General features: G+C 53.7%; 14 protein-coding genes. 7 read left to right on the plus strand and 7 right to left on the minus strand.

From position 1 onward, the window contains the following. Positions 1-35: 35 nt before the first annotated feature. Both AC23NW_RS04820 and uvrA read right to left on the minus strand, forming a co-directional pair. Positions 36-1,532: an NHL repeat-containing protein gene (locus AC23NW_RS04820; protein WP_487448044.1), complete on the minus strand. Its 1,497-nt coding sequence runs from the start codon at positions 1,530-1,532 to the stop codon at positions 36-38. Between the two features lie 94 nt (positions 1,533-1,626). Continuing rightward, positions 1,627-4,563 carry an excinuclease ABC subunit UvrA gene (gene uvrA / locus AC23NW_RS04825; protein WP_487448045.1) on the minus strand — a complete coding sequence of 979 codons (2,937 nt, stop codon included), beginning with the start codon at positions 4,561-4,563 and terminating at the stop codon, positions 1,627-1,629. A gap of 123 nt (positions 4,564-4,686) precedes the next feature. Here uvrA and AC23NW_RS04830 point away from each other — a divergent pair, with 123 nt between their 5' ends. The 5 genes from AC23NW_RS04830 to AC23NW_RS04850 all read left to right on the plus strand — a co-directional run bounded on the left by AC23NW_RS04830 (position 4,687) and on the right by AC23NW_RS04850 (position 12,010). Beyond that, entirely contained in the window at positions 4,687-5,316 is a 630-nt protein-coding gene (locus tag AC23NW_RS04830) for an MgtC/SapB family protein (protein WP_487448046.1), read from the plus strand. A 138-nt stretch (positions 5,317-5,454) separates the two neighbouring features. Further along, positions 5,455-6,084 (plus strand): hypothetical protein, encoded by a 630-nt coding sequence (locus AC23NW_RS04835; protein ID WP_487448047.1) that lies wholly within the window; start codon positions 5,455-5,457, stop codon positions 6,082-6,084. Between the two features lie 171 nt (positions 6,085-6,255). Next, the gene (locus AC23NW_RS04840) at positions 6,256-7,677 is read left to right on the plus strand and encodes an MBOAT family O-acyltransferase (protein WP_487448048.1); all 1,422 of its coding nucleotides are present in this window, start codon (positions 6,256-6,258) and stop codon (positions 7,675-7,677) included. Between the two features lie 79 nt (positions 7,678-7,756). Continuing rightward, positions 7,757-8,866, plus strand: a complete 1,110-nt coding sequence (locus tag AC23NW_RS04845; RefSeq protein WP_487448049.1) for an alginate O-acetyltransferase AlgX-related protein — start codon at positions 7,757-7,759, stop codon at positions 8,864-8,866. A 576-nt stretch (positions 8,867-9,442) separates the two neighbouring features. Continuing rightward, positions 9,443-12,010 (plus strand): TonB-dependent receptor, encoded by a 2,568-nt coding sequence (locus tag AC23NW_RS04850; RefSeq protein ID WP_487448050.1) that lies wholly within the window; start codon positions 9,443-9,445, stop codon positions 12,008-12,010. An 85-nt stretch (positions 12,011-12,095) separates the two neighbouring features. Here the strand turns inward: AC23NW_RS04850 and AC23NW_RS04855 are convergent, their stop codons facing one another. The 4 genes from AC23NW_RS04855 to AC23NW_RS04870 all read right to left on the minus strand — a co-directional run bounded on the left by AC23NW_RS04855 (position 12,096) and on the right by AC23NW_RS04870 (position 15,199). Then, entirely contained in the window at positions 12,096-12,554 is a 459-nt protein-coding gene (locus AC23NW_RS04855) for a pPIWI_RE_Z domain-containing protein (protein ID WP_487448052.1), read from the minus strand. A gap of 447 nt (positions 12,555-13,001) precedes the next feature. Further along, positions 13,002-13,250 carry a hypothetical protein gene (locus tag AC23NW_RS04860; protein WP_293835837.1) on the minus strand — a complete coding sequence of 83 codons (249 nt, stop codon included), beginning with the start codon at positions 13,248-13,250 and terminating at the stop codon, positions 13,002-13,004. A gap of 59 nt (positions 13,251-13,309) precedes the next feature. Continuing rightward, complete coding sequence (locus AC23NW_RS04865) at positions 13,310-14,683, minus strand: ADP-ribose polymerase (protein ID WP_487448054.1); 1,374 nt, start codon at positions 14,681-14,683, stop codon at positions 13,310-13,312. Positions 14,684-14,764: 81 nt separating this feature from the next. Beyond that, positions 14,765-15,199, minus strand: coding sequence for a pPIWI_RE_Z domain-containing protein (locus tag AC23NW_RS04870; protein WP_293835840.1), 435 nt, complete (start codon positions 15,197-15,199; stop codon positions 14,765-14,767). A gap of 164 nt (positions 15,200-15,363) precedes the next feature. Here AC23NW_RS04870 and AC23NW_RS04875 point away from each other — a divergent pair, with 164 nt between their 5' ends. Beyond that, a complete protein-coding gene (locus AC23NW_RS04875; RefSeq protein WP_487448055.1) occupies positions 15,364-15,837 on the plus strand; it encodes a DUF3828 domain-containing protein in 474 nt (157 codons plus the stop codon). Between the two features lie 255 nt (positions 15,838-16,092). Beyond that, on the plus strand, positions 16,093-17,121 hold the full coding sequence (locus AC23NW_RS04880; protein WP_487448057.1) for a helix-turn-helix transcriptional regulator: 1,029 nt from the start codon (positions 16,093-16,095) through the stop codon (positions 17,119-17,121). 130 nt (positions 17,122-17,251) lie between these two features. Here the strand turns inward: AC23NW_RS04880 and AC23NW_RS04885 are convergent, their stop codons facing one another. Then, a complete protein-coding gene (locus AC23NW_RS04885; RefSeq protein WP_487448059.1) occupies positions 17,252-19,027 on the minus strand; it encodes a TIM-barrel domain-containing protein in 1,776 nt (591 codons plus the stop codon). Positions 19,028-19,030: the final 3 nt, after the last annotated feature.

A 19,030-nucleotide genomic window follows, 5' to 3' on the forward strand; every position in this document is an offset into this window, starting at 1 on the left:
CAAACAGGTACCGAACAAAACCATTCCGACCGGCATTATTTGGTCCAGAGCGCTCCTTCGGAGGTGTATTTTCCGGTAAATGCATCGTCCTGACCGGCGCTCGACAGGTAGGCTGCCAGATCCGACGGATCAAAATCGACGCTTTTTCCGTAAAAACTGCCGGTAAGAACGGCGTTACCCGACCGGTCGGTGGCCAGGCCGCTGCTGCGGGTCAGGTTGGCGGCACCGGTTTGGGCAACACCGAAGCTCCGGGCCCAGACATAGGCACCATCGTAGCCCAGCTTCGCCAGAAACGCATCGCCGGCGTCTGCCGTCCCTTTCGCAACCAGCGGGGCGCTTGCCTTAGGATTGAAATTGACCGTGCCGCGGAAATAACCGGCCACGTACACATTATCGCTCTGATCAAAGCCAACGCGCGTACCGCTGCTGATACCTGTACTGCCCGGCAAACCGACTGCCCACTGATGCGGGCCGTCCGGCGAATAAGCCGTTACAAAAATATTTCCGGCGCTCTGGCTCATCAGCTGGGTATTGCCGATCTGCGATGTACCGGCATATTGTCCCGTCAGTACAATACTTCTGGCATTGACGCGCATACCGCCCGGCGCTACCAGCTCCTGATCGCTGCCGCCAAACCGCTGGATCCAGTTAATGCCCAGATCCCACGTCCGGAAACAGCCTACGAATACGTCTGTATTGCCGGCGCTGTTGAGCGTTACGTACGATAGCTGGGCCATGCCGCGGAAATTGCCCGACCAGATCACATTGCCGTAAATGTCCATATCGACAGCCGAAAACGCTTCGTTCGGTACACTGGTCAGTCCGGCGTTGATATAGGTCACAAGCTGATTTTGGCCGTTGGTATCGTAGCGGGCCAGAAAAATGGCTGACGTTGTTTCGGATACCATCAGCGTCCGGGCGGTCTGGCCCAGCGGGTTAAAATTGACCGTGCCGGAGAAGGCACCGGTCAGGTAGAGGTTGCCCGCTCCGTCGATAGTGAGGTCGCAGGCCCGTTCGTCGGTAGCGCCGGTTGTGTTTCCCAGACTCAGCACCCACTGAACAGCACCGGTCGGGTCATATTTTGCCAGAAAGGCATCGTTGCTGCTTTTGGCAGTTACGCTCTTACTGCCAAACATAGCTGTCAGGTTGCTGCCGGTACCGCCAAAGTAACCCAGCACATAGATGTTACCCTGTGCATCGGTTTCGACGCCCATCGGTGTCGTGCTGACACCGGCCCCGCCGGCAGTGCGTTCCCAGAGCAGGACACCGTTTTTATCGTATTTGGCCAGATGAGTATCAGCGGTGCCGGTAGCTGTCAGATTATGACCGGCCAGTGCGCCGCCAAACACGCTGGCAACGATAAAGTTATCGCTGCCGTCGGTGGCTACCGCCTGACCGGCTGTCTGACCGGGGCTGCTGAGACCAACGACCAGCCCTTTCGAGGTAGACGCCGGTTCGGCGGGTTCTGCCGGTTCCTTTTTACAGGCCGACAGGCAAAGTAAGGTTAGTACAAGGGTGAAAATGTGCTTCATAGGAATGAATAATGGACAATGGAAAATGAGCAATGAATAATGGACAATGGCGGTTAACGCACATTATCCATTACACATTATCCATTATTAAATGTTAAAGCTTTCCGCGTAAGAAGTCGGCGGTGAAATTCTCGCCTTCGGGTAGGCCGGTCATTTGTTCGGGTGTGCCGGTAAAGGTCACGTACCCGCCCGCATCGCCGCCTTCGGGGCCGAGATCGATGATGTAATCCGCGCTTTTGATGATCTCGGTATTGTGTTCAATGATGATGACCGAATCGCCCTGATCGACCAGTGCATTGATCGCTTTCAGCAGTTTCCGGATGTCGTGAAAGTGCAGACCGGTAGTTGGTTCATCGAAAATAAACAGAGTCTGTCCTTTGTTGGCGTTCCCCTTGCTCAGGAATGAGGCCAGCTTAACCCGCTGTGCTTCACCACCCGACAAGGTATTGGCCGACTGCCCTAACCCGATATACCCCAGCCCGACCTCCTGCAACGGCATCAGTTTGTCGGCCATTTTCGGTTCGCTTTCACGGAAAAAAGCAATGGCTTCATCAACGGTCATGTCGAGCATATCCGATACGTTTTTGCCCGCCAGCGTCACCTCCAGCACTTCCTGTTTAAACCGGCGTCCGTTACAGCCTTCGCATTTAAGGTAAATGTCGGCCATAAACTGCATTTCGACTTTTACCTCGCCCTCGCCCTGACATACCTCACAGCGGCCACCCTCCACGTTGAACGAGAAGTGCGACGGTTTGTAGCCGCGTGCCTTCGACAGCGGCTGCTCGGCCATGACCTGCCGCAGGTAATCATAGGCCTTGATGTAGGTAACCGGATTCGACCGTGACGATTTACCGATCGGGTTCTGGTCAATCATTTCGATGGCCTTGATCAGGTCAACGCTGCCTTCCAGCTCCGTAAACTTACCGGCTTCTTCGGCTGACTCGCCTTTCAGACGGCTCAGCGCCGGATACAATACCTTGCGGATCAGCGTACTTTTGCCCGATCCCGACACGCCGGTCACGACCGTAAGCGTATTGAGCGGAAAGCGTACATTAACGTCTTTCAGGTTGTTTTCAGACGCGCCTTTCAGCTCAATGTAATTTACCGGACTCCGGCGGAACGATGGCGTCGGAATAATATCGCGTCCCGTCAGGAAATTAATGGTGTGCGAGGCCCGTCCCGGAGTATCTATGCCGGTTTGGCCCGCATCATCCATGATATCCTGCCAGGTGCCCTGGAACATAAGCTGACCGCCGTGTACACCGGCATCGGGGCCAATGTCGATAAGCTGATCGGCGGCCCGCATCATTTCCTCTTCGTGTTCGACCACAATCACCGTGTTGCCCATGTCGCGCAGTGATTCCAGCACACTGACGAGCCGTTGCGTATCGCGCGGATGGAGGCCGATACTGGGTTCATCGAGAATGTACATGGACCCTACCAGCGCTGACCCCAGCGACGTGGCCAGCTTAATGCGCTGGTATTCACCGCCGGAAAGGGAATTGGTGAGCCGGTTGAGCGTAAGATAGCCAAGACCGACCCGCTCCATATAATCGAGCCGGTTCCGGATTTCGATCAGAATACGGGTAGCGACCTGCTTCTGGCCGTCGGGCAAGCCAAGTTCGCGGAAATAGGTCCCTACGCTGCCGATCGGCATCAGCACCAGGTCCGTGATTGATACGTATTCTTTTCCGGTGGCCGGAGAGCCGGGGAGTTTTACGTAACTGGCGTCCTTGCGCAGCCGTGAACCACGGCATTCCGGGCAGGTTGTTTTCCCGCGATACCGTGACAGCATTACGCGGTACTGTACCTTAAACGTCTGGCTTTCCACGTATTCGAAAAACGCATTCAGGCCGCTGAAGTACTTATTGCCCGTCCAGAGCACTTCTTTTTCCTGCTCGCTCAGGTCGCGGTAAGGCCGGTGAATCGGGAAGTCGAAGCGGATGCCGTTCCGGAGCAGCGGGCGGAGCCATTCATCGCTCATTTTCTCGCTGCGCCACGGCGCAATGGCCCCTTCGAAGACCGACAGGCTTTTATCCGGAAAGACCAGATCAGGGTCGATACCCAGAACCTTGCCGAAGCCGTCGCACCGGCGGCAGGCGCCGTAGGGGTTGTTGAACGTGAAGAGGTTGACGCTTGGTTCTTCAAACTGAATACCATCCAGTTCGAACTTATCGGAGAACACACGCGATTCAACGCCCATGATGTCGATCCGGCAAACGCCGTCGCCTTCGCTGAAAGCGGTCTGCACCGAGTCCGAAAACCGGTACTGGTTATCTTCGTCGGGCTTACCTTCATCGTCAACCTGTACGGTGCTGCGGTCGATAAGGACGGAGATATCCGGAGCCTGGGACCGGATGTCGGCCAGAGCAACCTGTTGGTCCTCCAGCATCATGAAACCGGCTTCCAGAATTTCTTCCAGAAAGACCATTTTCTCCCCGATCACGATCCGTGTATAGCCTTTCTGTAGCAGAATTTTGAGCTCATCGGCCAGTGTCCGGCCGTCGCGGATCTGAAGCGGAGCCATCACCATCACACGCTGTCCCGCAGGAAAGGTATAGAGGTAATTGACCACACTGGTGACCGTATCTTTCCGGACGGGTTGCCCCGACACCGGTGAATAGGTTACACCAACCCGGGCGAAGAGCAGTTTCAGATAATCATAAATTTCGGTCGTCGTTCCAACCGTTGACCGTGGATTCCGACTCGTTACTTTTTGTTCGATGGCAATGGCCGGTGATACGCCCTTGATGTATTCGACCTCGGGTTTTTCCATGCGGCCCAGAAACTGCCGTGCATACGAACTCAGGCTTTCGACATACATACGTTGTCCCTCGGCAAAAAGGGTATCGAAAGCCAGCGACGATTTGCCCGAGCCGGACAAACCCGTTACAACAACGAGTTTGTTGCGCGGGATGGCAACGTCTATATTTTTCAGATTGTGTACCTTCGCTCCCTTAATGATAATATGGCTCTTGGGATCAAGGTGATCTATGCCGGCAGGTGTTAGATTCTCGACAGCAGAATTCATTCAGTGAAATTAGCAAACTGTATCTTAAGACTAACGGTTTTCAGGTAAAAAGGGTTTCTGACGGGCAGGGACATTTCACGGGAAAATGGCGGCCCCTGAGCCTGTTTTGTAATGCGTCTGGTAATGGAATTTTATACAGAAGACTTTATCCGGCTGAGTCTGGCCGTATTGATCGGGGGGATTGTGGGGGCCGAGCGCGAATACCACGGTAAATCGGCCGGTTTCCGGACCATGATTATGATCTGCGTCGGCTCGGCGCTGTTTACGCTGGCCTCGGGGCGGATTGGCAACAGCGGCGACCGGATTGCGGCGAACATCGTGAATGGTATCGGTTTTCTGGGGGCGGGAATTATTTTTAAGGAAGACAGCCGCGTTCGGGGCCTGACCACGGCTGCTACCGTCTGGGGCATCGGTGCCTTAGGCATGTGCCTGGGGGCGGGTGAGTACGGTATTGCCATTATCGGCTCTGTGTTTATGGTAAGCGCCCTGCTGTTTCTGACGCAGGCGTCGAAGTGGATCAGCCGGATTAATCAGGTGCGTGATTACCGGATCGTGACGCCGTTCCGCCATAAAACCCTTATGCAGTACGAGAATTTTTTCCGGGAATGCGGATTGTCGCCACACCGCGGCACGCAACAGCGTATAGGTAATGAGATAACCGGTCACTGGCGTGTACATGGCCCTGAAAAAGCGCACGAGCGGTGTATTAAACGGCTACTCAGCGATCCTGAAGTTAAGGAAGTGGATTTTTAAGGCGTAGGGCGTAGAGTTTAGGGCGTAGAGCAGAGAGCACACAGCACTATGCCCTGCGCTCTCTGCTCTAAGTTGCGGGCGCTAAAAAAGAACTTTTTTCGTTTGTATTAAGTAATTATTTTGTCGTAACAGTTCATTATGAAACATATTGGTAAACTTCTGCTGCTGACCTCATTACTAACCAGCAGTCTGGCATTCGGACAGATCACCGCCGACCCTGAAGAACGGGGCGAACGGGGTGCTCAGGACCCTTTGCGATCGCGTACGCCCGAAGGTAATCCGTTGCCGTTCACGCAGCGGCTGCGGTTTGGCGGCGGCATCAGCGGTCTGTCAATCGGCAACCCCTTCAGCATCGGGGTATCGCCGGTAGTGGCCTATCAGGCATCGGAGCGCGCCGTACTCGGGGTGGGCGTAAACTATGTATACACCCGTCTGAAACTATATGATCCGGCCGGGCAACGGTATAACTTTACGGCAAACCAGTACGGTGGCCGTTTGTTCGGGATGTACGAAATTGTACCGAAAATCATTCCGAACCTGTATGCGCATGGCGAACTGGAAAGCATCAGCGTGCAGGATAACTACAGCGGTGCCGGTATACCGGTTAACCGGACATGGGTTGCCAGCCCGCTGGTAGGAGTGACGTATTCGCAGCGCATCGGCCGGCTGGCGGGGATTAACCTGTCGGCCCTCTATAACCTGAATTACAACACAACGACCACCCAGGTCTACGGTAGCCCGTGGGTTTTACGGATTTCGTTTTTCTGATTACGACGAAAGGCCTGTCCGGCGCAAAGGCATCCTGTCAGCATAATCGGCAGGGTGCCTTTGTTGTCTAATGGCAGAATGCCGCTTTGTATGACGGTTCATAAGTATTCGCGCCTAAAACGTAATTTCTTCGGCCGGAATAGTAAATTTGGCCCCAAACACGGGTGATCAATGCTATTTAGTTCTGCCATATTTTTATTTCTCTACCTGCCGTTCTTCCTGATTATCTACTACTTACTGCCGCAGCGGTGGCAGAACGCATTTCTGTTCGGGGCCAGCCTGATCTTTTATGCGTGGGGAGAAGGGCCGGTTGTGTTTATTCTGCTGCTGTCGGCACTGATCAACTTCGTGGCCGGCCGCCTGATCGAACAGGGGCAGCGGAAGCCTGGCCTGTGGGTGTCGCTGGTGGGTAGTCTGGCCCTGCTGTTTTACTTCAAATACAGCAATTTTGCCTTCGACACCGTCCGGAGCGTGGCGCTGATGCTCGACCTGCCGGTAGCCGAAAGCATGAAGATGGCGCAGATCGCCTTACCGATCGGGATCAGTTTCTACACGTTTCAGGGTATTTCCTATACGCTTGACATTTACTGGGGCCGGATCCGGGCCAACAAGAGCTTTCTGGATTATGGTACGTATGTGGCCATGTTTCCGCACCAGATTGCCGGCCCGATTGTCCGCTACGCCGATATTGCACCCGAACTGGCCGAACGCCACGTATCGGTGCAGAAATTCGGGGTAGGCGCCGAGCGGTTTATCATCGGGATGGCTAAGAAAATCCTGCTGGCCAACACCTTTGCCGCTATTGCCGACGAAATCTTTGAAGCTGATTTCAGCCAGTTGTCAACCGCTACGGCGTGGCTGGGTATCACGGCCTACAGCCTTCAGATTTACTTTGACTTTTCAGGCTATTCCGACATGGCCATTGGTCTGGGCAAGATGGTTGGCTTTGACTTTAAGGAGAACTTTAACTACCCGTACATTGCCCGCTCCGTACAGGATTTCTGGCGGCGCTGGCATATTTCACTGTCGAGCTGGTTCCGCGATTATGTATACATTCCGCTGGGTGGTAACCGGGGCAGTGAGTTTAAAACATACCGCAACCTGCTGATTGTCTTTTTTGTAACGGGACTCTGGCACGGAGCCAGCTGGAATTTCATCGTCTGGGGCCTTTATCACGGGGTCTTTCTGCTCATTGAGCGGGCGGGTTTCGGGAAGGTGCTGAACCGCATCTGGTCGCCGCTGGCACATGCCTATACGCTGCTGACGGTCATGATCGGCTGGGTCTTTTTCCGTGCCGATGACCTGACCCAGGCACTCGCCTACCTGCATAAAATGGCCGGTGTCGGTGCGGTGCAGGAGCCGGTCGGCTATCCGGTTACGTTCTTCCTCAGCACCGAAACCCTGATTACGTTCCTCATTGGTTTTGTGGTGGCTACGCCGGTATACCACTGGTTTCAGAGGCAGTGGGCGGGTTTACCGGCCGTTGGCCTGCGCGAAACCGTCTATTCGGTCATGCTGTTCGGATTGTTTATTGCCTCCGTCATGTATCTGGCCGCCGATACCTATAACCCGTTCATCTATTTCCGGTTTTAACCCAACAATAGGGATGAAATGAATAGACGCGAAGCCCGGTCACTCTTTCGCTTTTTTTGTCTTTCACGCTTTAAGACCCATGAAATCACCTCGTTTTACCATACTGGCATTCGGGTTCGCTGCCCTGCTGATCATGCCGCTGGCCGATCAGTTGCTGGGGCTGTCGAATGCGTTTAAAAGTACCGAAAACCGCCGGATGGGTGGGGTGCCTGCCCTGCATTTTCCGCATGTCAATACCTTTATCCGTCAGTTTGACCAATACTACAAAGAGAATTTTGGCTGGCGGAATGCGCTGTTCTACGCCTATAGCCGCTGGAAATACCGGATATTGGGCGAATCGCCGCTGCCCGAAAAAGTGGTTGTCGGTAAAAACGGCTGGCATTACCTGGGCAACAGCTACAACAACGTCGTCGATCAGCACCGGAACCTGTATCCGCTGTCGGCCGACTCGGCGCGGATCATCACGGATCGCCTGCTGACGTGTCAGCGCGATCTGGCCAAACAAGGTATCCGGCTGTATGTGATGATCGCCCCTGATTCGCACTCGATCTACCCTGAAAATCTGCCCGACAACGTGGCGGCTTCTGCGGCTCCGACGCGGCTGGACGTGTTTAAACAATACCTGACGAGCCAGACCACAATCCCGCTGATCGACATCCGCGATACGCTGATTGCGGGGAAAAAAGACCATGTCGTCTATTACCAGACCGACACCCACTGGAATGACTACGGTACGCTGATAGGCTGCGCAGCCCTGCTGAACCGGATTCGTCAGGATGTACCGGCAGTTCCGGTGCCGTTTACAGGGAATTATGCCATTAAACAGATGCGGGGCGCGGGCGGTGATCTGGTTCAGATGCTGACGTTGCAGGAAGAGGTAAAAGACTCGGTTTTCTACGAAATCAAACCGGCGCCGGTTGTTTCGTCAACGCTGACCGCTACTGTCCCGAATGATGAATATGGATTTCCGTCGCTGCGGTTCATGGGCCCCGACCCCAAGCGCCCCAAACTGCTGTTTATCGGCGATTCCTTCAGCCACAGCATGACCCAATTCCTGCCCGGCTACTTCCGCGAGTCCTATTTTGTCCGCAGCAGCCACCTGAATCCCGCGCTGGTGCAGACCGAAAAACCGGATATCGTCGTCATCGAAATCGTCGAGCGCAACATCAGCTGGTTAAAATCCCTGTAGAGACGCAATATTTTGCGTCTCGTATTGCGTCAGCTGTTAGGTCTTCTGTTGCGCCAGCTGTTAGGTCTCCTGTTGCGTCAGCTGGTTGCGCCTCTTGTTGCGTCAGCTGTTAGGTCTTCTGTTGCGCCAGCTGGTTGCGCCTCCTGTTGCGTCAGCTGTTAGGTCTTCTGTTGCGCCAGCCGTCACGTCTCCTGTTGCGTCAGCTGTTAGGTCTGCTGTTGCGCCAGCTGGTCCTCTGGTTATCATTGCGCCGTATTTCTCACAAAAGCTGACGCATGCGGAGACGCAAGATGTTGCGTCTCTACGGCAGAATATTTTCATAAATAATTGTAACTATCTAAGAAGTTAAGCCCTTTTTATCTTTTTTCCAGATGGCGGTTTGGATAAAAGGTAGTAAGGGCTTTTAATTTGCACAAATCTATAAAAATTATAGATTAAAAGCACTAAAACCCTATCTAGTACCAAGAGTATTAGGAGAATAGGTGTAAGCGCTTAAAAAAACAATAACTCACTCTATAAGAATATAAAATCTATAGGGTTTATATTTATCACTGAAGATTTGAGAAAATCACATTTATGCGACAACTTTTAACATCACTTTTGCTGCTGGGCGTTTTACTGACACCCGTATTTGTTTCAGCACAGAATGCGCCGGTAATTAATGCCACTGTAACCGGTAAGATTGTGGATGCCCGTACCAAGGAACAACTGATCGGAGCAACGGTTACGATTAAGGGAACCACTAATGGAAGCACAACGGATCAGGACGGACAATTCAAGCTCATTACCGGTCAGAAACTGCCGTTTGCCGTTGTAGTGTCATTCGTAGGCTATCAAACGAAAGAAGTTATCATTAATGAAAGCAATACCGTTATTCAGCTTTCAGAAGGCACAAACCAACTTGATGATGTAGTGATTACGTCGCGCCGGCGGCAGGAATCCTCGCAGGATGTACCGATTCCGATTTCGGTCATTGGCGGCACACGGGCCGAAGATGCCGGTGCATTCAACGTGAACCGGCTAAAAGAACTGGTGCCCACCGTTCAGTTGTATGCGTCGAATGCACGGAATACGACACTGAACATCCGCGGTCTGGGCTCGACTTATGGCTTAACCAATGACGGTATCGATCCGGGGGTCGGATTTTATGTAGACGGTGTTTATTATGCCCGTCCGGCTGCTACGGCGCTTGATTTTGTTGATATTGAGCAGGTTGAAGTGTTGCGCGGACCGCAGGGAACGCTGTTTGGCAAAAACACAACGGCCGGTGCATTTAATATCTCCACCCGTGCGGCTCAGTTCACAGCGGGCGGAAGCTTTGAGCTGAGCTACGGAAACTACGGCTTTATTCAGGCTAAGGGCTCGCTGACAGGGCCGCTGAGCAAGAAGCTGGCAACAAGAATATCGTTCACCGGTACCCAGCGTGACGGCACATTTTACAACGTGCATACACAGCTCAGGTTCAACGATATCAACAATATCGGCGTCCGTGGTCAATTGCTTTATACACCGACAGAAAACATAAAAATTACGCTCATCGGTGACGTATCAGACCAGAAGCCAACCGGCTATGGCTGGCCGGTTGCCGGCGTCGTTCCTACACAGCGGGCTGCCTATCGTCAGTTTAATGCGATTATCGCTGATCTTGGTTATAAACTACCGTATTCAAGTGCGTTTGAACGCATTGTCGACCTTGATACACCATCGAAGGCCGATAACCGGTTAGGAGGGGTATCCGTAAATGCAGACATTAAAATCGGCGGTGGTACGCTGACGTCTACATCGGCATGGCGCTACTGGCGCTGGACACCGCTGAATGACCGTGATTATATCGGTCTGCCGGTGTTCACTATTTCTGCCGGTAACTCCATTCATGATCAGTGGTCGCAGGAAATCCGGTACGCAGGGAGACTTTCCTCACGCGTCAGTGGTGTGGTGGGTGTATTCGGCCTGTGGCAGGATCTGAAGTCTGATCCGGTGCAGACCGAAGAAGCCGGTTCGGCGCAGTGGCGCTTTGCGCAGAGCTCAACGAGTGCGCTCTGGAAAACTCCGGGTCTGTTTGATAACTTCGGTATCCGCACCACTAACCGGATTCGCAGTACCAGTTTAGCAGTGTTCGCCCAGGCCGACTGGTCCATTACCAACCGGATTCACGTATTGCCGGGTATCCGATACAACTACGACAAAAAGACTGCCAACTACAACCGGCAGACCTACGGCGGTCTGCAAACGACAGACCCTGCGCTGGTTGCGCTGAAAAATGCGGTATATACCAATCAGGCGTTCGACATTGAAGCGGATGGCGGCAACTTTTCGGGTCAGCTGACGCTGCAATATAAGGCAACCAACGCCATCAATGCTTTTGGTACATACTCGGTCAGCTATAAGCCTATCGGGGTAAACATTGGTGGTCTGCCAACGGCGAACGGTGCGGTCCTGCTGGATCTGGCTAAAGTGAAGCCGGAATTTGTAACACACCGCGAATTGGGCGTTAAAACAAAGCCATCACCAAATTCGGTGCTGAACCTGACGTTCCATTACACTGATATTAAAGATTACCAGACACAGGTGCAGACACCGGAGCCCGGCGTGAACCGTGGGTATCTGGCCAATGCCGAGAAGGTACGGGTGCTGGGCGTTGAGCTGGACGGAAACATCCGCGTCGCGAATCGGCTGACACTGAATGCCGCTGTAGCGTATACAGATGGTAAATACGTGTCGTTTAAAAATGCGCCGGTACCTCTGGAAGAGACAGGTGGAGCGCAGGCGTTTAAAGATGTTTCGGGGGGCGTACTGCCGGGGATCTCAAAATGGTCGGGGTCCGTTGGGGGCGAAGTAACCGCACGCGGCAGCCTGATCGGCCTGAAGGGTAATTATTTCTTCGGTGTTGACGGTTTCTACCGGTCATCGTTCTCGTCGAGCCCGTCGCCGTCGAAATACCTGAATATCGATGGTTACAGCCTGTTCAACAGCCGTCTGGGCTTCCGGGCGTCGAATGGGATCACGATCTTTATCTGGGGACGTAATCTGTTCAATACCAATTATTACGAGCAGTTACTGGCTGCGCCGGGTAGTGCCGGTCATTATGCCGGTATCGTCGGTGATCCGCGCACCTACGGCGTCACCCTGCGCTACGCGTTTTAAGCTGTATCACGGAATGATATTCTGTGCCGCTACAGGCTTTTATGGCCTGACGGCCCACGGAATATCATTCCGTGAGACAAGGCGTTTATACCAGCAACGCCCGGCGGAGAAGCGCGAGGCGTTCACGGAGGGAGTAGCTGCTGATTTCGGTGTTCAGGCCGCTGAACGGATTGACTGAAAAAAGCCGCGCTTCCGGCGAAAGCGTACCGTATTTCTGCAGGGCGCTCTGCCATACCAGCCGGTTCTGATAGGGAGCCAGTAAGACACGTACCCGTTGCAGGTAACTGTGCTGACGTGGTGTCCAGACCGGCCGGCTGCGGAAGGCGGCACCTTCGCCGTTCAGCAAGTCCGGCAGGGAGTCGGCCGGTGCATAAGGCATCAGTTCAGAGAGTACATACAGGCCTAGTTCTACGTTCAGCATCCGGTTTGCTAACTGACCCGGCAGGTTGTACCGGTAGCGCAGGCTAAAGGCCATCGGCTCCTGCCAACGCAGCAGATTTGCCGTGTATGAGTAAGGATTTGAGACATTTACGGAAGTTGGCATCACGTTCATAGGGTTGTTGTTTACTGTACAGAACAAAGATGCACCCCTCTAAACGTAATCTTTTTACGTTCTTCTGAAAATAGTCAGAAAAATCTCACTTTTTTTTCGGCAAGTCGCTCAATTTTAACCACAAAGGCAGGAGGAAGTCACTATAGCCACAAAGACATAAAGGCGGGAAGGAGCACGAAGGTGTTTTCTGTGAAACTATGCTTCATGGGCCTCCTGTATCCGGAATTAGTTATTCTTTGTGCGGCTTCTTATCTTCCTTTCTTCGTGGTTAAAAATCCTTTGTACCGCTTCCCGCCTTCGTGGTTAAAACCTCATAAACGAAAACCCCCGGCCAGACACTGACCGGGGGTTATTAGTTAGAACCAAACTACCGTAATTATCTGAAAACGAAATACTGTGCTGCACGCATCCCATCACCGCACGGCGGCAGTGGCTGCGTTATTGTGCCATAATCCGCAGACTCGGGAAATAATATACCCGGAAAGAGCCGTTGTCGTTGATGGACCAGCCTTCGCGCGTGGCCACGTCGAACAAGCAATCGGAAACGTCGGACTGATATACTTCATAGCCGCGTTGACGCAGGTAAAGCTTGACCCCGAGGGTGGTGGTGCTGCCTTCTGCCAGAATCAGGGTGGTGGCCGCCATTCGAACGGCCTGTTTGTCGATTTTCTTCAGTCCAGCTTTCATCGGAAAAAAATACGCACGAGTGCGTTTAATTAGGTTTCGAATACGTTGTTGCCAATTCATTAAATCTTGATTCTGACCATGTAGCGCACGGTGCACTGCGCCTGAGTATAGACGATGTACTCATTCTTCAGCAGGCTGATTCCCCGGCGGGCAAAGACTGAATCGTAGCGCCGGTTGATCTTGTGCAGCACCTCTTGATTCAGCGACATGTGCCAGCCTTCGTGCTGCGTCAGTTCGAGTTGTTCGCCGACGTGTACTTCATAAATTGCCAGATAGCCCTCGCGCTGGTTGCCCCGCGCCCACGTTGCGCCGTGGAGAGAGGTGTAGTTGAGCGATTTGCTGAACTGATCGGCGAAATAAATGCCGTGGCCGAACATTTTGCCGTTGATCACGGCGTTTGCCGGTCGTAGTACCAGCCCGCTTTTCAGAATCGACATCCAGTTTTCGGAGCGGCTGCCGTGCCAGAGCAGCTGCGTTTTCGGGTTGTGACTCTGACTGATATGCGCATCGAAAGCGGTTTGGGTAAGCTCCTGCCGGACGCTGAACGCGGCGTCGAACTTATCGGCATCGGTGCCCATCATCCGCTTGATCAGCGTGATGACCCGGTCGTCGGTTACCGGCGCAACGGTCAGATTCATGCCGGCCAGCAGGTCTTTCGGCGCTTCGTCGGGGCCTGCCTGCTGCTCGTTCAGTTCGACCTGCCCGCGCATGACATCAAGCGTGTCCTGCTCGCCCGCCACCTGATTGTGCAGCTGCCGGAGTGCATCGGGGTCTGTAGGCTTAATCTTCAGCAGATGATCGTTTACTTTGCCCATCTTGCGCGGAATAATCTTGAAGAGCTCGATCAGCCGGGCATTAAACTCCTGCGGATCAAGATCCTGCTTCAGCATGGAAGCCAGTTCATCAAGGATTTCCTGCGCCCGTTCAACCTGTTTGCGCGTTACCTGATCAGCAGTGACGACGTAATTCTGCGAAATCGACCGGTTAGCCAGTTCCATCAGGCGGCTGATCAGGCCCCGGACTGCTTCGTCCTTAATGCTGGACGCATCGGTCGACGGGCCCTGCACGGCAAACAGGTGGGTCTGGTCGACATAGCCCTTCGCTACCTTCTCCCGGAACTTCTTGTCCCACTGGTGGACCGGATAGGTCGCCACGGCCTTTGTCCCGCCGATCCGGCCATATTCAACGGTAAAGGTGCCGTCGGCCTGCTCCCGCATTTCATAGTATTTGTTGTTATTTTCGGCCGTTACCATGATCAGTTTGCTGACCCGCAGGACCGGTGTCCGGCCCGCACCGGCTGCCTGCTGCGGGGTAAGGGTGGTGGATACCGTAGCCGCGGTATGCGCCACCGGTACGGTAACGGTCTGAATCGTTTTCAGAGCGTCGGCCGGACTGATCCAGTCTTTTACGCGTTGAATAACAGCGCCGAGCATAGGGTTTGTGTGGTTGGTTGTGACTTGATTTTTCGGGTTTTGTGCAGGGGGCAGGCTAATGCGATACATTGTGTCCGGGGATTAGTCAAACAAACGTTTCAGGGTAAAGATGCGGTTGCGGCTAAAGCCGACTTTTTTGGTGCAGAACCGCGCCCGGTCCTGACTGATGTCGTAGGCCTGCAGGTGCTCCGGCAGGTTGGCATACCGTTCGAGCTGGCTTTGCCACAGGGCCGGCTGCATAAACTGACCGATGAGCAGGCGGGCGCGGTTGAGATAACGGAGTTGTTTTGCTGTCCAGGCAGCATCATATGGTGTTTTTGTGGTCAGCAGACCAGGGAGTATAGCCGGAGAAGCTGCCGGGGTAAGTTCTGCCAGTAAAAAAAGGCCCAGTTCAACGGCCATGAGCTGGTTGGCCGATAAGCTGGCCGGTTTACGGTGCGGCCGTGTTGCGGTAGTTGACCGGCCCATAACCGGGCTGGCGTGCAACGAGGAGCGGAGTTGGAATGAGGTGTTCATGAGCTTTGTCGTTTAGCATTCAGTTTACGTGTTGTCCTTGGTGATACAAAGATTCACCCCTATGAACGTAATCTTTTTATGTTCTTCTTTTTTTGTGATTTTTTTATTCAGAAAAAAGTTTTCCCGCCTTTTTATGCATCTTTCCGATCTAAAGCCTAAGCCGTATGTTTAAACGATTTATTGCATTCACTATCTGTCTGTTAGCTGGTTCCAGCGCGTTTGCGCAAGTTCCGGCAACGCCCCCGCAAACGCCGGAATCGGTTGTTAAAGACCTCTACAAGCATCACGATCAGGACCAAAGTCCGTTTTTTCAGACCCGGAGCCGGGCATCGGTTGATACTTATTTTGTGAAGAAACTCGCCGACCTGATCTGGAAGGATGTAGTTTCTCATCAGGACGAAGTCGGTGCCATCGGTGCCGATCCGCTTTATAATGCACAGGACACGGACATTAAACACCGGACGTTCGGAAAAGCTGCGATTCAGAACGGCCAGGCAACGATGACGGTATCATTCGAGAATTTCGGAGAGAAGCAGAAAGTCACATTTTTGCTGCGTCAGGAAAAGGAACGCTGGAAAATCGAAAACATCAAATACGCCGACGGCAGCTCGCTCATGGGCTGGCTGACGGCCCACTAATCAGGAACCCTGAAAAAGAAGAAAGCGCTGCCTCTTGTGAAGCAGCGCTTTCTTGCGTTCATGGGTATCTGTTGTTTACTGATGGAACAAAGGTACAGGTGCCAAAGCGTAATCTTTTTACGTTCTTCTTTTCAGGAGGAAATTTTTTCAGTAAAATTGTAGCAATAGTATACCTGAGCGAGGGATTGATGGCATAACCATTAAGCGCAATAACATGTCGCTCTATCACTCTATCGCTCATTCACTCATTCCTCTATGCCCATTACCAGATCTGCGTTTCAGCGTTACCGCCTGATTGATGAGTTGATCAGTCAATACCCGAAGCAATTTTCCAAACAGCGGTTGTTCGAAATCTGCCGGGATAAGTGTGGTATCCGGTCGGTATCGTCGCTGGAAAAAGATATACAACGGCTGCGCGAAGACCATGATGCGCCCATTGCCTACGACAAACGGAGAGACGGTTATTACTACACCGATCCGCAGTTCCGGCTCCTGACGCTGATGCTCAACCCTGACGACATGGAAGCCCTTGACTATGCCCGTGAAGTGCTGGCGGCTACCCAGGGTGATTCAGTGGCGGATGAGCTCAGCAACGCCTTGCAGAAGGTACGCCAAAGCCTCGACATTATCCGCGAGGTAAAAACCGATACGCCCGCCCGACGGGTTGTCTATGTCGAAGAGCGGATTCTGGGTGGTAACCGGCACTATGTTCCCGTGCTGATCCGCGCCGTGAACCAGAACCGGCAGGTGGCGTTCCGGTACAGTAAATACGATAACAACGATCCCAAGGCCGTGCAGGAAAGGGAATTACCCCGCCTGCGCGCCCTGCACCCGATTTTGTTGCGGGAGGTCTGGGACAGCTGGTATGTGATCGGGTATGACGAAAAAACGGGGCAGGAGCGGACCTTTGCCCTCGACCGGATGAGTGACCTGGAGATTCTGGACGAACCTTGTAATGTGCCCGAATCCATCATGAACAACGTCAGTGAGTTGTTCAATCACATTTACGGAATTACGGACAGCAGCGGTCCGGTAGAAGATATTATTCTGTCGTTCACACCGTTGCGGGGGCGTTATGTGAAGGCGAAACCCATTCACCAGACGCAGGAGGTGCTCAGCGATACCGACGAGGCCTGTGTGGTCCGGTTGCGGCTTGCACCCAACCGTGACCTGATGATGCACCTCCGCAGTTATGGCGAGGACCTGACTGTGTTGCAGCCGGCGAGTCTGGCGCAGGCCATCGCGGATTCGTTCCGGGCGGCGCTGGCACATTACGGTAATTAACCACAAAGGCGGTAAGTACCAAAGGGGCACGAAGTTTTTTTACCACGAAGACACAAGGATAAGAAGGGGCACGAAGTTTTTTAGCTTAAGAAAAACTTCGTGCCCCTTCATTTCTTCGTGCCTTTGTGGTTTATAGCGTGATCGTGTACTGCCCTTGCGCATAGGTGCTGGTTTTGATGATCAGTTTCTTTTGGGCGGGCAGGTATTGGTAGTCGCTGGTAGTGAGCGGGTGGCCGTCGCGCTCCAGGGTAAACGGCGGTTTGTCGAGGTGGATACGGAGGATGTGCGGTTGTTTTTTGCCCTTGACCTGTAAGCGTACCGTATTGCCTTGCTGTTCAACCGTGAGCGACGTTGGCTCCTGCGTTTTGGTGTCATAGGTCGTGAAGGTGGTGTTGCCCTTCGGATAAACCAGCCACGTCAGATAACCGGTCGAGAGACTGTCGCCCAGACCGGTATAGGCGCGGCTGACCGATAGCGGAATGACGGCGCCTTCCCGGATAAATACCGGAAACTGCTCCAGCGGAAAGTCACGCGTCAGGGTCTGCCCGCCGTCCAGTACCTTGCCATCGTCGAACCAGTACCGCCACTGCCCGGCGGGCAGCGTCACCGTATTGCTCAGGTCATCTTTGTAGACCGGTGCAACCAGCAGGTGATCGCCGAACAGGTAATGGTACTTGCCATCCACAGGTTGTTGTAACACAGTACCACCCCGATGCCCAGAGACCACGTAGCTGTACATATAGGGAACCAGTTCGGTGTGCAGCCAGGCATACGTCCGGATGATCTCCAGTTCCTGCGGGCTGCGTTTCCAGAGCGCCCGTTCGCCGTGGCCACCGTTCAGAAACAGCCCGCAAAAGGCCGAAAACTGCGCCCACCGGATGTAGAGCCGTGGCGGGATGCTGTCGCCGGAAAAGCCGGCAATGTCGGAGCCAATGATGTTGTAGCCGAGTGCCGCGCTTTTCAGGATGCTTTGAATGGCCGACTCAAACCCCTGCACGCCGTCGAGCGCAATGTCTTTTCCGGATGCTTCCCCGCCACCGGCGCGGGCCGGTGTCTGCCAGTAATGCTTCTGATCGCCGACCCAGTTGACGGGCGAGGCATCAATCGGGGCAAAGCCTTCGGGGTGGAACCCACGGTCCATCGCCCGTGCCAGGGTCACAAATTCCGGATTCTGCGTAAGGCCATATTTGTATTCATCGCGGTAGTAGTGATCCATGTACTGCCGTGTGGTCATCCAGCCACCGGCGGTTTTCTGGTATAAAAAGGGCAGCGGGCCAAGCTGTTGCCGGAAGAGGGTGCCGGTGCCGTCGAGTTTCCAGCCGTCAATACCGAAGTCGAACACCTGTTGTTGCAGCCCCCGCCACCACCGCATGGCTTCCGGATTGGTGTAGTCGATAAAGCCGCCCCTGCCTTTCCACCACTTAATCTGTTCGCCGTTGCCGGCCAGATAGCCTTTTGCTTTCGCCGCTTCATACCAGGGCCCTGACTCCTGAACTTTCGTGTCCTTGCTGTAACTATCGACCATGGAGGTCATCCACAGCACAACGCGGTAACCCTTGTCCTGCAAACCGGTAAACCACTGTTTGGGCGCGGGATAGCGGCTGGTATCGACCGTAAAATCGTTATACCGTAAGCTCCACGGGCTGTCAATGAGGATGGTCCGGACCGGAATATCGTGGGCGGCATAACCGGTCAGCAGCGAGTCAACGTAACCCGCCGTATTCTGATCGTCTTCCCACAGCCAGCATTCCAGTGCCCAGGCCGGTGTCAGGGGCGGATGGCCGTGGCGCTGCTGATTGAAAGGGATACCCCAGAACGGCAGAATAAAATAAACGTAGCCCAGAACGGTGAGGCCGACGAGGGTCAGACCCAGTATTTTTCCGATTTTCTTCAGCCGTTTTTTCATGAG

It is taken from the genome of Arsenicibacter sp. R0_47, from assembly GCF_057652235.1.